This is a genomic window from Anaeromonas gelatinilytica (assembly GCF_016820635.1).
Classification (GTDB): Bacteria; Bacillota; Clostridia; order Tissierellales; family SIT17; genus Anaeromonas; species Anaeromonas gelatinilytica.
The window spans coordinates 40,023-54,256 of record NZ_WSFU01000134.1 but is presented as its reverse complement, the minus strand read 5'-3'; the positions used below and the strand labels follow the sequence as shown (position 1 = coordinate 54,256).

15 protein-coding genes are annotated in these 14,234 nt (G+C 32.2%); 13 read left to right on the top strand and 2 right to left on the bottom strand.

Annotated features, from left to right (window positions below; all coding sequences use genetic code 11):
* Positions 1 to 105: 105 nt before the first annotated feature.
* The 10 genes from GOQ29_RS12670 (at position 106) to aroD (ending at position 10,787) form a co-directional block, all read left to right on the top strand.
* Entirely contained in the window at positions 106 to 2,478 is a 2,373-nt protein-coding gene (locus tag GOQ29_RS12670; RefSeq protein ID WP_350446025.1) for a glycyl radical protein, read from the top strand.
* An 80-nt stretch (positions 2,479 to 2,558) separates the two neighbouring features.
* Positions 2,559 to 3,332 carry a glycyl-radical enzyme activating protein gene (locus GOQ29_RS12665; RefSeq protein WP_203373031.1) on the top strand — a complete coding sequence of 258 codons (774 nt, stop codon included), beginning with the start codon at positions 2,559 to 2,561 and terminating at the stop codon, positions 3,330 to 3,332.
* A 129-nt stretch (positions 3,333 to 3,461) separates the two neighbouring features.
* Positions 3,462 to 4,634, top strand: a complete 1,173-nt coding sequence (locus GOQ29_RS12660; RefSeq protein ID WP_203373030.1) for a M20 family metallopeptidase — start codon at positions 3,462 to 3,464, stop codon at positions 4,632 to 4,634.
* A 13-nt stretch (positions 4,635 to 4,647) separates the two neighbouring features.
* On the top strand, positions 4,648 to 5,088 hold the full coding sequence (locus tag GOQ29_RS12655; RefSeq protein WP_203373029.1) for a hypothetical protein: 441 nt from the start codon (positions 4,648 to 4,650) through the stop codon (positions 5,086 to 5,088).
* On the top strand, positions 5,088 to 6,272 hold the full coding sequence (locus GOQ29_RS12650; protein WP_203373028.1) for a M20 family metallopeptidase: 1,185 nt from the start codon (positions 5,088 to 5,090) through the stop codon (positions 6,270 to 6,272). Before GOQ29_RS12655 ends, GOQ29_RS12650 begins: the two co-directional genes overlap by 1 nt.
* An 81-nt stretch (positions 6,273 to 6,353) precedes the next feature.
* Positions 6,354 to 7,076, top strand: a complete 723-nt coding sequence (locus GOQ29_RS12645; RefSeq protein ID WP_203373027.1) for a DUF5058 family protein — start codon at positions 6,354 to 6,356, stop codon at positions 7,074 to 7,076.
* Between the two features lie 36 nt (positions 7,077 to 7,112).
* Positions 7,113 to 7,796 carry a hypothetical protein gene (locus GOQ29_RS12640; protein ID WP_203373026.1) on the top strand — a complete coding sequence of 228 codons (684 nt, stop codon included), beginning with the start codon at positions 7,113 to 7,115 and terminating at the stop codon, positions 7,794 to 7,796.
* A 132-nt stretch (positions 7,797 to 7,928) separates the two neighbouring features.
* Positions 7,929 to 9,257: a D-serine ammonia-lyase gene (dsdA, locus tag GOQ29_RS12635; RefSeq protein WP_203373025.1), complete on the top strand. Its 1,329-nt coding sequence runs from the start codon at positions 7,929 to 7,931 to the stop codon at positions 9,255 to 9,257.
* Positions 9,258 to 9,877: 620 nt separating this feature from the next.
* Entirely contained in the window at positions 9,878 to 10,051 is a 174-nt protein-coding gene (locus GOQ29_RS12630; protein WP_203373024.1) for a hypothetical protein, read from the top strand.
* The gene (gene aroD / locus GOQ29_RS12625; protein WP_203373023.1) at positions 10,032 to 10,787 is read left to right on the top strand and encodes a type I 3-dehydroquinate dehydratase; all 756 of its coding nucleotides are present in this window, start codon (positions 10,032 to 10,034) and stop codon (positions 10,785 to 10,787) included. The genes GOQ29_RS12630 and aroD overlap by 20 nt, the downstream gene beginning before the upstream one ends.
* A gap of 55 nt (positions 10,788 to 10,842) precedes the next feature.
* Here aroD and GOQ29_RS12620 read toward each other — a convergent pair whose 3' ends face one another.
* Both GOQ29_RS12620 and GOQ29_RS12615 read right to left on the bottom strand, forming a co-directional pair.
* Positions 10,843 to 11,562, bottom strand: coding sequence for a permease (locus tag GOQ29_RS12620; protein WP_203373022.1), 720 nt, complete (start codon positions 11,560 to 11,562; stop codon positions 10,843 to 10,845).
* Positions 11,559 to 12,041 carry a permease gene (locus tag GOQ29_RS12615; RefSeq protein WP_203373021.1) on the bottom strand — a complete coding sequence of 161 codons (483 nt, stop codon included), beginning with the start codon at positions 12,039 to 12,041 and terminating at the stop codon, positions 11,559 to 11,561. Before GOQ29_RS12615 ends, GOQ29_RS12620 begins: the two co-directional genes overlap by 4 nt.
* A gap of 214 nt (positions 12,042 to 12,255) precedes the next feature.
* Between GOQ29_RS12615 and prmC the strand changes: the two genes are divergently transcribed.
* From prmC to GOQ29_RS12600, 3 genes are read left to right on the top strand one after another with little or no spacing between them, the layout of a single operon-like run.
* On the top strand, positions 12,256 to 13,119 hold the full coding sequence (gene prmC / locus GOQ29_RS12610; RefSeq protein WP_203373020.1) for a peptide chain release factor N(5)-glutamine methyltransferase: 864 nt from the start codon (positions 12,256 to 12,258) through the stop codon (positions 13,117 to 13,119).
* A gap of 1 nt (position 13,120) precedes the next feature.
* Positions 13,121 to 13,666 (top strand): chromate transporter, encoded by a 546-nt coding sequence (locus GOQ29_RS12605; protein ID WP_203373019.1) that lies wholly within the window; start codon positions 13,121 to 13,123, stop codon positions 13,664 to 13,666.
* Position 13,667: 1 nt separating this feature from the next.
* Positions 13,668 to 14,186: a chromate transporter gene (locus GOQ29_RS12600; RefSeq protein ID WP_203373018.1), complete on the top strand. Its 519-nt coding sequence runs from the start codon at positions 13,668 to 13,670 to the stop codon at positions 14,184 to 14,186.
* The last annotated feature ends 48 nt before the right edge of the window (positions 14,187 to 14,234 follow it).

Sequence of the window (14,234 nt, the reverse complement as noted above, 5' to 3'; positions counted from 1 at the left end):
AGAATGTTTTTTAAGAAATATTCTGAATAATTTTTACCTGTTTGTATGTTATAACGTATAAAAAATGTTAAAGTAAAAAGCAATTGTTTGAAGGGAGGAACTTTGATGATGGTTACAAATAGAATCGAAAAAGCAAGACAAAATTATTTAAATTCTAAGCCTGCTATTTCTTGTGAAAGAGCTAGAATCTGGACTGAATCTCATAAAATGACAGAGGGGGAGTCAGTACCTATTAGGAGAGCTAAGGCTTTTAGAGACACCTGTGAACAAATTGAAATAAAAATTTTTGAAGGTGAGCTCATAGTAGGGACCATTGGCGAATTTAGGAAATGTGGTATTTTGACACCTGAATTTTCATGGACTTGGGTAGATAGAGAAATGGATAATTTTGATAAAAGGACACAAGACCCTTATATTATGACGAATGAGCAAAGAACATATTTAAGAAAAGAAATATTTCCATACTGGAAAGGAAAATCTTTGGAAGAAGCATTTTTGAAACAATTGCCTAAAGAAACCGCAAAGGTTGTTGTTGATACGGGTATCGTAGATAGTGATTCTAAATGGAGACAAGCTGTTGGTGAAATAACACCAGATTACCAAGATGTTTTGTTTAAGAAAGGGTTTGGTGGAATAATCAGAGAGGCTAAAGAAAAATTATCAAAGCTATCGAATACATCAGCTGAAGATCTAAAGAAGAAAGCTTTCTACAATTCCATTATTATTACATCAGAGGGAATCATAACTTTTGCAAATAGACATTCTGAAAAAGCAAAAGAGTTAGCAAAAGAGGAAAAGGATGAATTAAGGAAAAAAGAACTTTTAAATATAGCAAAGATTTGCAGTAAAGTGCCAGAAAATCCACCAGCTACTTTTTATGAAGCTGTACAATTTGCTTGGGTTGTACAACTTGGAGGAATAATATCTGAGAATCCATTGGCACTAAATGTAGGTAGATTTGATCAATTTATGTACCCATATTATAAATCTGATATAGATAATGGAATCATGAATAAGGATGAAATACAAGAGCTAATTGAAGCTTATTGGATAAAACTTTCTGAATGGGTATGGACAATTTCAGCAAACACAGCAGAATTTTTTGCTGGGTACAATCAATTTCAAAATTTAACAGTTGGCGGCAAAGCAAGAGATGGAAAAGATGCTACTAATGATCTTTCGTACATGTGTTTGAAGGCTACTGAAAGAGTAAAAACTCATCAACCAGGGCTTAGTGTTAGAATCCATCAAAATTGCCCAAATGAATTTTTAGAAGCTGTAACTCATTTGGTAAGTAAGGGTACTGGATTTCCGGCCATTCATAGTGATAATGCAGGATATCAGATGCTTATTAATGCAGGGTATGAGCCAGAGGATGCAAGGGATTGGAATAACTGCGGTTGTGTAGTACCACATTTCAGGAAAACAGGTGAATGGACATCAGCAGTTAACATTAATTTCACCACTGCATTAGAATTTGCACTAAATCAAGGTGTAAGCAGAATAACAAATGAAAAAATAGGGTTAGATGAAAAAGATCCAAAGACATTTGAAACTTATGAAGAGGTTAAAAGAGGCTTTTATAAGCAGTTCGATAATTTAGTTGAGCATTCAGTTGTTGCTACTTTAATAGCACAAAAACTTCATAAAGAAATGGTTCCTAGACCTTTCCTATCATCTTGTATAGAAGAGTGCATGGTGCAGGGTAAAGACTTAGTTGACGCAGGTGCTAAATATAATTTGGGACCAGTACTAACTGGTATAGGTCTTGCAGTTACTGCTAATTCTTTGGCTGTTATTAAGAAGTTAGTATTTGAAGATAAAGCTACAACCATGGAAAACCTTATCAATGCACTTGATGCTAATTGGGAAGGCCACGAGGAATTACGAGAACTAGCTTTAGCTGTTCCAAAGTATGGCAACGATATTGACTATGTAGATAATATAGCTATTGAGATAGCAAATCATTATTATAATGTTGGACATGCACATAAAGATATAAACGGCAACAGCTTCAATACTGCTTTTATGGGAATCTCTAACTATTTGCCAACTGGAAAGGTAGTTGGAGCAACTCCATGTGGGAGAAAAGCTAAAGAACCATTATCTGAGGGAGTATCGCCATTCGCTGGCTCTGATACCTCTACTCCTTTAGCAGCCATGCGTTCCGCAGCAAAGCTCAATCAAGATGTTCATTCCGGCGGAACATTATTGAATTTAAGGTTGAATGAAGATTTAGTAAATACTAAGAGAGGTCAAAGCAATTTAGGGTCTATGATTCAATCCTTCTTTGCTCTTGGAGCTTTTCATGTTCAATTCAATACAATATCTACTGAAACATTGCGTAAGGCTCAAGAAAGACCAGAATATTATAAAAATTTATTAGTTAGAGTTGCTGGATATAGTACACAATTTGTTAACTTATCTAGAGCAATGCAGGATGCTATAATTGCAAGAACAGCTCATGGAAAATATTAGAGAACGTTAATTTGGGTATAGACATAGTTTTTAGCAATGCTTTCACTTCAATATTTGTGCTTAGTAAAAGAGGGAAATAAATGGCTAATATTACTGGATATTTTATGGAACCACAAAATTTTTCTGTTAATGATGGTAATGGAATAAGAACAATTATTTTCTTAGCAGGCTGTCCCCTCAGATGTAAATGGTGCTCTAATCCAGAGAGCCATGTTAATATTAGTGGACTTGAAGCTTGCAAGAGAAACAAACTGATATATCGTTACAGCACTAGTGACATATTATCTATAATCGAGAAGCAAAGAATATTTTATAGATATTCAGGTGGAGGAGTTACTTTTTCTGGAGGAGAAGCAACTCTACAACAAGATATATTAAGAGAGCTTGTATACAAACTTTATGACAAAGGTGTGAACTTAGCTATTGAAACTTCAGGATATTTTAAATTTGATGAAGTAAAAGATATTTTGAAGAAACTAAATCTAATATTTATCGACATCAAGCATATGGACGACGAAGAACATAAATTTTTTACAGGAGTAAGCAATAAGAAAATATTGAGCAATATAAAATCCGTAAATGAATTAAATGTGCCCATGGTAATCCGCATACCAGTAATTGTTGGTGTAAACTCTGATATGGAAAATATAATAAAAACAGCAAAATTTGTTAGAGAAAATATAAGAGAACCCAAAATTGAGCTGCTGCCTTATCATTCATTTGGAGATGAAAAATATGAAATTCTTGAAAAAGAAAAGCCTTCAAGAGATTACAAGACTCCTTTAAGTAAATATTTAGGAGAATTAGTAAAGGCAATAAGAAATGAGGGGGTAAAGGTAGTTAGTTACAAATAGTATATGAAGTCTAGATTTTAAGGAGGTGAAAGTACTTTCATGTAAGTTTGGTGCTCATTGTATTTTGATATTGCTTATCTATAAACAAAGAAAATAACAATTTTAATTATTTGAAAGGGGAGAATGGTAATGAAAGAAAAATTAGATTTAATTTACCAGTATATTGATAATAATAAAGAAAATATTTTAGAATTGTATCGCGAATTTGTAAATATAGAAAGCTGTGGAAGAGAACCTGAGTCAGTTAACGTTTTTGCAGAAAGACTAAAAAGCGAATTTGAAAAAGAAGGCTTTATTTGCAAGCTAGTTGATGTAGGTGGTAATGGAAAAACACTTGTAGGAATATTAGGTGATGACAGGCAAGGTGAACCTGTAATATTTTCTGGGCATATGGATACAGCTTTGCGAAATGGTACCTTTGGGAAGGATCTCTTTAAGATTGTTGATGGTAAAATATATGGACCTGGTGTTTTAGATATGAAAGGCGGAATAATTATTTCATTGTATGTCATAAAAGCTCTGAATAGTATTGGATACAATGAAAGACCAATAAAAATTGTTTATTCAGGGGATGAGGAAGTAAGCCATATGGGCTCTAATGGTGCTGAGATTATTTTAGAAGAAGCTAAAGGTGGAATCTGTGCATTTAATATGGAAACTGGATTAATTGACAATAGCCTATGTGTTGGTAGAAAAGGCCGAATTGAAGCTCATATTAGTGTTGAGGGAATAGAAGCACATGCTGGTAATGATTTTTCAAGTGGGATAAATGCAATTGAAGAGGTTGCTTATAAAACCATTGCTTTTCGAAAACTAACAAATTTGGAAATTGGGACAACGTTTAACGTTGGTAAAATAGACGGGGGAACTATAGCTAATGCAGTACCAAAGGAATGTAAAATAGAGCTTGATGTAAGATTTGAAAAAATGGATGAGATGAGTAAGATTAAGGAAAATATTATAGATGTTTGTGAGAAAACTTACGTTCCAGGAACAAAAACTAAATGTGAATTTGTAGGTGCAATGAACGCTTATGAAACTACAGAGGGTGTTATGAATTTCTACAACTATGTAAATGAAACTGCACAAGAATTTGGTTTTGAAAAACTAAATTCTAGAAAATTAGGTGGAGTTTCAGATGCAGCATATGTTACTATAGCAGGAACTCCAGTAATATGTTCGTTTGGGATTCGCGGTGAATGGAATCATACTGTTAGAGAATACGCTTTAGTTGAGTCATTATTTGAAAGATCAAAATTAATTGCTGCTGTAATAATGAATCTAAAGAAGCTTACTAAATGAGAGGAGGAAAAAAATGCTAGGCACTATTGAAATAAGATGGCATGTCATAGCAGCTCATAATATACCGTATGTCGCTCAAACTACGTTTATTAGCAATTTCAAGGACTTGCACGAAAAAGCAGAGAAAGCTATATATAAAAGCAAAGCCGTATTTTTCAACATAATGGCACCATGTCCAAGGGGTTGGAGATATCCTGCTGAAGAATTAATGAAAATATGTGTTCTAGCTGTAGAAACTTGTTTTTGGCCCCTATTTGAAATAGAAGATGGTAAGTGGAAGTTAACTTATAAACCAAATAAGAAGCTACCTATTGAAGAATTTCTGAAGTCTCAAGGAAGGTTTAAACATCTGTTTAAAAAAGGAAATGAGATGTGGATTCGGGAAATACAAAATGAAGTTGATAGAAGATGGGATGAGCTACTTATAAGATGCGGAAAAGGAGGTACTGTTTAATGAATTATGATTTAAAAAAAGCTTTTGAGGAAGTTGATACTCGTAAAGATGAAGTAATGGATCTTTACAAAGAATTTGTCAACCGAGAAAGCTGGAGCGGAGATTTACCAGCTGTAAAAAGATTTTCTGATTTTCTAAAGTATGAGATGGAAAAGGAAGGATTTGAGTGTAAATATGTTGAGGTTGGACGCAATGCTGATACATTAGTCGGGATACTAGGGAAAGACAGACCAGGAAAGCCAATATTATTTTGTGGTCATATGGATACGGTGTTTCCTACTGGTATGTTTGAGGAAAACCCTTTCCTTATTAAGGATGGAAAAGCTTATGGACCAGGCGTGCTTGACATGAAAGGCGGAATATTAATAGCTTTAAATGTCGTAAAAACATTAAATCGTATGGGCTATAAAGAAAGACCAATCAAGTTTTGTTTTTCAGGAGATGAGGAAATCAATCATACATTTTCTAAAGGTGCTGAGGTGATGGAAGAAGAAGCAAAGGGATGTTTATGTGCCTTTAATATGGAAACAGGGTTAATTGATAATTATCTTTGCATAGGAAGAAAAGGATGCTTGAGATATAGCATTAGAGTAGATGGAGTAGAAACACATTCAGGGAATGACTTTCAAGGTGGTAGAAGCTCTATCGTAGAAATGGCATATAAAATTATTGATTTGCATAATATCACAGATATAGATGTTGGAACAACGGTGAATATCGGTACTATAAAAGGTGGCACCATACCAAATGCTGTACCTGCTCATTGTGAAGTTGTTGTGGACATGCGTTATACAAGTCTGGCTGAAAAAGAAAAACTATTAGAAGGGTTCAAAAAAGCATGTGAAGCTACTTACATAGAAGGTACAACTACAACTTACTCTTATTTAAATAAGCTTGATGTATTTGAGAGAACAAGTGAAGGTCTAAGCTTCTTTAACTTTGTAAAAGAAGTGGCAGCAAAATATGATCTTGATGAAATTAATGGGAGAACCTTAGGTGGAGGTTCAGATGCAGCATCCACTACAATGGCAGGTGTACCTACTATTTGTTCATGTGGAGTTAGAGGACAATGGAATCATACTGAAAGAGAATATGCTATTGTAGATTCCATTTTTGAAAGAACAAAATTATATACAGCTGCAGTAGTGAATATAGATTCATTTGACACAGGAAAAGATCAATAGATGAAGTTTATAATAGGTAAAGCATATCCATGTTAGCTATTATAAGAAATAGTAATAAATTTTATTTGAGGAGGAAATCAAATGAGCAGTGAATTAGAACAAATTGTTAATAGCCCAGGGCTATGGCTTGCATCTGCATTAATGGTAATTGCAGTTGCTGCAATGGCAGTAATATTTTTTAATACTGGACTAAAGGAAGCAAAAAGAATTCAAATTCCAAAAGAGCGCTATGGAGCAGGCATTAGATCTGCAGCTATTTCAGCCATTGGTCCTTCAATTTCACCAGTTATTATTCTATTATCTATGGTTGCCCTTGTTGGAGCACCTACAACTTGGATGAGACTTTCAGATGTAGGAGCAGGAAGAACAGAAATAGCAGTAATTTCTATGGCAGCAAATGCTGTAGGTGCAGAAGCTGGCACAGCAAGTTTTGGAATAGAAGCATTTACATCTTCGCTATGGGCAATGGCATTAAATAATTTTGGATGGTTATTTGTTGTTTTAGCACTTACACACCGTATGGACAAAGGAGTAGAACTGCTTTATTCAAAATTTGACTCTAAATGGATTAAAATGCTACTTGCAGGGTCAACACTAGGACTATTTGGTTATTTGCTAACTAGTCAATTAATATCTAGAACTAGTAGTAATGTTAACTATCAGAAAATAGTAGCTGTATTAGCTGCAGCAGTTGTTACTTTGATTATTACAAAAGCATTTCCAAATAATAAGAGATTAAAAGAAGTATCATTAGGAATTTCAATGATAGTAGGAATGGCAGTAGCTCAGATTTTATTTAAGTAAAAATATATTATAAAAATATAGAGGAGGAGCTATATAATGGATGTACAGAATAAATATTACAGAACACTTGTAAAGTTTGGTATAGGTGCTATGATATATGCTTGCATTGCTAATTTTATTCCACCGATTTATATTTCTGCAAAATATGGAACTTTTCCTGGATTATCAGGTATTTTTAAACTATGGGGACTTGTAGCAGCAACATATGGTATTAGCTGGATTGTACAACCAACTGCATATTTTCCTACTGTAGGAGTAGCAGGATCTTATGTAGGATGGTTAGCAGGTTCTGTAGGGGATATACGTATGACTTCAGCGAATATGGCGCTAAAAAGTGCAGAATATGAAGCAGATACTCATGAAGGAAAAGTAATTGCAAATTTAGCAACTTGTACTTCAGTATTTGTATCTGTAGCAGCTATTATGTTATTCACTTTAATTGGCGGTAGAGTTGTTCCATTACTTCCACAAGCTGTACTTGATGCTTTTAATTATATCTTGCCAGCTCTATTCGGTTCTATTTATATTGACTTATTATTGAAAAATCCGAGAGGCGGGTTATTAACCATTGCATGCATTGCTGTTATTCTCTTATTCTCAGGGAATATATTAGAATTAAATTCTGGACTTGTTACAATCTTAGCAGTAGCATTAGGTATACTTGCAAATAGAGTAATCTTTGTGTATGATAAAAACAAAAGTAGTGTAAAAATAGATTAAGCTTAAGTTGGAATCATTTGTATTAAATGGTTCCAACTTTGTCTATATATAATACAGACATCTGTAGTATTATCAATTGGATAAAAGATTGCTTACTTAAACTGGTAAGCTGACGTAAGAGGAGGAAAACATATGGCAACGAATGGTATTAACATGGAAAACGAATCGTTAATGTCTCAGCTAAAAAGATATAATGAAGTTTTTTGGATTAATAATTCATTGCAGCCCTTTCAAATGCTCAAAGATGAATTGCCAATAGCAGAAGAGAAAATTTCAGATGCTGAAAAGAGATTGACAAGGTTTTCTAAATACTTTATTCAAGAATTTTCAGAGACAAGGAGCAATGGTGGAATTATTGATTCGGAATTAACTTTTATTCCTAACATGCAGTCTCATATGGAAGACAGATATAATTCAAAAATAAATGGGAAATTATTCATCAAACAGGATAATAATTTGGCTGTTGCCGGCTCAATAAAAGCTCGTGGAGGAATATACGAGGTGCTAAAGTATGCCGAACATTTGGCATTAGAAAATGGTTTAATAACTAAAGACAGTGATTATTCGGAGCTATCACTGCAAAAATCTAAAGATTTTTTTAGTCAATATACAATTCAAGTAGGCTCAACTGGGAATTTAGGATTAAGCATAGGAATCATGAGCGCTAAGATCGGCTTTAAGGTAATTGTTCATATGTCTAATGATGCTAAACAGTGGAAAAAAGATTTGCTTAGATCAAAAGGGGTAAAGGTAATAGAGTATGATTCAGATTATAGCTTTGCTGTGGAAAATGGACGAAAATTATCAGAAAATGACCCTAAAAGCCATTTTGTAGACGACGAAAATTCAGAAGATCTTTTTCTTGGGTATTCAGTTGCTGCTAATAGACTTAAAGTTCAGTTGGAACGCCAAAATATTAATATTAATCAAGAGACTCCTCTTATTGTATATTTACCATGTGGAGTTGGTGGAGGACCAGGTGGTATAGCTTATGGATTAAAAATTACTTTTGGCGATAATGTACACATGTTTTTTGCAGAGCCAACACACTCACCATGTATGCTATTAGGCCTGGCTACTAAATTACATGATAAAATAAGTGTTAAGGATATAGGACTAGATAATAAAACTATAGCAGATGGGTTGGCTGTAGGCAAACCTTCTAGTTTTGTAGGAAAAACAGTAGAGCCTATAATAAGCGGAATTTATACAATAGAAGATGAAAAATTATTTAATTTCCTACGTGATATTAAAGATACAGAGAATATCAAATTGGAGCCTTCAGCATGTGCTGGATTTTCTGGGCCATTGTTTTTAAGTAGTAATAAAGCTGCAAAAGAATATATATCATTGCATGATTTAGAAAAATATATAGATAATGCAATTCAAATTGTTTGGGCAACTGGTGGGAAATTAATACCTGAAAAGGATTATATTTCATACTATAACATGAAGAAATAGAGACTATATTTATAGAAATATATAAATCTTAAGAAACAATTGTGTTATTCTACCATTATATGAGAGGAATAAAATGAAACTATAAGTGCAAAAAATGCTCCAGCACGCTCTTGTGTAGAAGTAAAGGCATTGCCAAACAGGCATAAACACTTGTAAAATACTGATTGATGTATTAGGATTTAGATATGAAAATGAATAGAAATGAGGATATATATTAATAATGTTCAAAGATTTACAGGATTTTATTAATGTATTGGACACCAAGGGTGAATTGAAATATATAGAAGTAAGTTAGGATAGGGATTTGCTTTTTGAGTTGTTTTAAATTCAATTCTAAGAAAAAATTTATCGATCATAGGAATAGTCAACGGAACATTTAGGAAATTTGTTTATGAAGGTATATCTACAAAAGTGACCCGAACCTAAAGACTAAAAAAGCAGGAATCAATCCTGTCTTTTAGACTATAAGTCATACAGCTGCTTGGAATATAGTACAAGATTCAGGAGAAAAGATTGAGCAAAAAGAAAAAGAAGAAAATAATTTAAATAAAGAAAATAAGCTACAAGGTGAAAAAGAAACAAAAATACTATTTGAAGAAATAGATGGAGTATGGATAAGTATGCAAGGGAAAGATAGAGAAAGCGAGAATAGGGGTAAGAGAGAAATAAGGGAAGCTGAAATATCTAAAGAGTATAATATAAATGAAATTGGAACAAAAATATTAAATGGTGATGGTGCAGGTTGGATAAAAGAAGTAGCGAGGAGACAACCATATGAAAACAGTAAAAGTTAAAGATATAATATTTAATGAAGGATTACCAAAGATTTGTGTACCATTAGTAGGAAAAACTAAAGAGGACATATTAAAAGAAGGTAAATATCTTCATTCTGTAGATTTTGATTTAGTGGAATTTAGAGTTGATTTCTATGAAGATGTAGAGGATTTTAGTAATATTAAAGAATTATTAAAGGAAATTAGAAAAATATATAATAGGCCATTATTATTTACCTTCAGAACTAAAAAAGAAGGTGGAGAGCATGAAATGCCAGAGGATAAATATTTTGAACTAAATCATGTTGTTATTGAAAGTGGATTAGTTGATCTTGTAGATGTGGAGCTATTTAGCAATGAAGATAAAATAAATAACCTTATTGCCTTTGCTAAAGAAAATGATGTAAAAGTTATCATGTCAAATCATGATATCCATAAAACCCCACCAAAAGAAGAAATAATAAATAGATTGGTTAAAATGCAGGAATATGGTGCAGATATTACTAAGATAGCTGTAATGCCAAGGTATGAAGAGGATGTACTTACTCTTCTAAACGCAACATTAGAAATGAAAAGAAATAAGAGAGACCGTCCCACTATAACAATTTCTATGGGACAGCTAGGAATAATTTCTAGGTTAGCATGTGGATTATTTGGTTCATGTATGACATTTGCAGCAGCAAAGAAAGCTTCTGCACCAGGGCAAATAAATGTTAAAGATATGAGAAATATATTGAATCTAATGAATAGGGAATAGGAGGACATGTCGAAACTTGCGATAAGTGGGACACCAGAACCGTCCCCATGTCCCACTATTTAAATTTAATGGCTTGAGTCGGGCACTTTTGAATTGTTTTATCTATTGAATCATATACTTTTTTACTTGGGTTAGAATTTTTTACAATGGCTTTTTTATTTTTCATTTCATATATTTCTGGAAGTGTTTTTACGCATAATCCACAACCAATACAGTAATCATCATTTATTTTAAGAATACCTTCATTACTATTACTTTTTTCCTTCGGCAAATCTTCTTTCTTTACAATTCTAGATGTTATATAACCCATAGTAAATATAGCAATTACAGTTAATATCCATCTTACAATCATGAAATCTATTCCAAGAAATTTTACTTCATTTAATAGCATTGGTACCTTCACGACAGCCCAGGCACTTAATATAATTACGATATTTGAAATGCCAGCTCCCTTTGAGAGAAGGGTTTTAGCTATAGGAAATGCTGCATAGATTGGTCCTGCAGAGATACTTCCTAATACTAAGGAAAGTATATATCCTGAGAAACCAGAGTTCTCTCCCATTCTATTTACAATTACTTTTTTAGGAATTAAAGTATCAATAATGGCTGTCAATAAAAATATTGCCGGTAAAATTTGAATCATTTCTAAAAGATAATAACTGGAATTACTTATAGATTCCATAAATTTATCACTATTAAATATAAGAAGTATAAGATAGACTAATGAAACGAAGGAAATTAGTTTGTTATTTTTAATGAAATTTAAAATTTTCATAAAATCACTCCAATCATCATTGCAATTATTAAAGCAAAAATAAAGCTCAATAAATTTCTCGACAACGCAAATTTAGTACCAAATTCTTTCTTTTCTAAAGGAAATGTAACAAATCCTACCATGGTTAATGTTGTTAAGAAAGCAGCGGCTGGAATAATACTAGCTCCTGCTGTCACAAGGGAACCTACCAATGGAAATGCTACAAATGCGGGAATAAGAGTTATAGCTCCGGCTAATCCAGAAATTATAGTTCCGGATATTACATTGGAGGATCCTAATACACTTTTTATGGATTCTGGTGGTATAAAAGTGAGAATTAATCCTATAAGAAAAATAATACTTATAATTTGACCTAGCATATTTCCCATCATACTTCTAGATTTTTTCATAGCTTCAAAAGTTCTTCTTTTTTCTTTAACTAAGGCTACTATAGTTAAAGAAATAGTTATAATCCAAAATATAATAGTAAAAATATCCATTTTAAAAACCTCCTTAAAGTTAATTTAAATATAGTATACATATATAATTAATAAAAAGATGTAACCAATGTTACATTAATTTTATTTAAAAATAATATTAAAATGTTATAAGTTAACTTTCTCTAAATTAATCAATAAATATGATATAATTAATCTATATTTTAAGAAAAGTGGGACAGAGAACCGTCCCCTGTCCCAAAACGGGAGGTATACTATGACAGCAACTATAAAGAATTTATTAAAGGAGGGTTTGAAAAATTTAGCAAAAAGAGAATATAACAATCCACAGCTGGAATCTGAGTTGATTTTGTCTCATTTATTAAACATTGATAGGGCATATCTCTATACGTATCCTAATCATGTGGTAGATGATGAAACTTCAAGGGAATATGAAAAGTTAATTCAAATAAGAAACACTAGCTATCCATTACAATATATTCTAGGGCATCAGGAATTTATGGGTCTTGATTTCAAGGTGGAAGAAGGAGTATTAGTGCCTAGACCAGATACGGAGATTCTTATAGAAGAACTTATTGAACTATCTAAGAATATGGACAAAGAAAAAATCAATATCATGGATATAGGGACAGGAAGCGGAGCTATATCTTTAAGTCTTGCCCATTACATAAATAATTCATATATTTATTCAGTGGACATTAGTGATAAAGCCATTGAAATAGCTAGAAAAAATTCAAAAAATTTAGAACTTGAATATAAAATTGAATTTATAAATAGGGATATTTTAAAGGGATTTCCTGATATAAATACTAAATTAGATATGTTAGTATCAAATCCACCTTACATACCTACGAAAGATTTAAAGGAATTATCTTTAGAGGTATCAAAATATGAACCTAAGTTAGCTTTAGATGGAGGAGAAGATGGATTAAAATTTTATAGATTTATATCGAAGAATGGATATGATATATTAAAGTATAATGGTGTATTAGCCTTCGAAATAGGATATAATCAGGGGAATGATGTTAAGCAATTAATGGAGAAATATGGATATATTGATATTCAAATAATAAAAGATTTAGAGAACAGGAATAGAGTAGTATGGGGAAGGAGAGGATAAATTGAAGGAATTGTTTAAATATTTTATGACATTTTTTAAAATAGGATTTTTTACTATCGGTGGAGGATATGCTATGATTCCTATATTGGAAAAGGAAGTTGTAGATAATAATAAATGGCTTACTCAAGAGGAATTCGTAGATACTATAGCTATAGCACAGTCTGCACCTGGAGCATTGGCTATTAATGCATGTATATTTATAGGAAATAAAATAAAAAAAATTTCTGGTGCTATAGCTTGTGCATTGGGTGTAGCAATGCCATCATTTTTGATAATATTAACAATTGCAAAATTTGTATATGGGTTTAGAGATAATATAATAGTGTCTAAGGTGTTTGAGGGCCTGACTCCAGCTGTAGTAGGATTGATAGGAGCATCATTATATAGTCTGGTAAAATCATCAGGAGCAAAGGGAAAATTATTTATAGTTCCCGTATTAGCTTTTATAGCTATAGGAATATTTAATATAAATCCAATTTTTATACTTTTAGTTGCTGCAATCGGTTCTATATTATTACATAAATATAGTGAAAAGGAGGAATATTAGTATGGTTTTATTAAATCTATTTTTATCTTATTTTAAAATAGGTTTATTTAGTTTTGGAGGAGGCCTTGCTATGATTCCTTTTATTCAAGAAGAATTAATAGAGAGTCATGGTTGGATAACTTCAGGAGAATTTGTAGATATGTTAGCCATATCTCAAGTAACTCCAGGACCGATAGCAATAAATGCTGCAACATTTTTGGGGTATAATATAAATGGAGTATTAGGCTCAGTAGTATCTACTATGTCAGTAATATTACCTTCATTTATAATAATAACAACTATTGCTCACTTCCTAGAAAAATTTAAAAATTCAAAATATGTAGATTGGATTTTTAGAGGAATAAGACCTACAGTATTAGGCTTGGTGGCATCAGCATTATATTCGGTAGGAAGAGAGTCAATATCGGATTTTAAAGGTGTAATAATAGCTATTACAATGTTTTATTTGGTAGGAATAAAGAAGATTAACCCAATTATGTGTATAATAGGAGCTGGAATAACAGGAATTTTACTTTATTGATGTCGACTTATTAGAAATAATTTGATATAATATATATTTAATGAATAA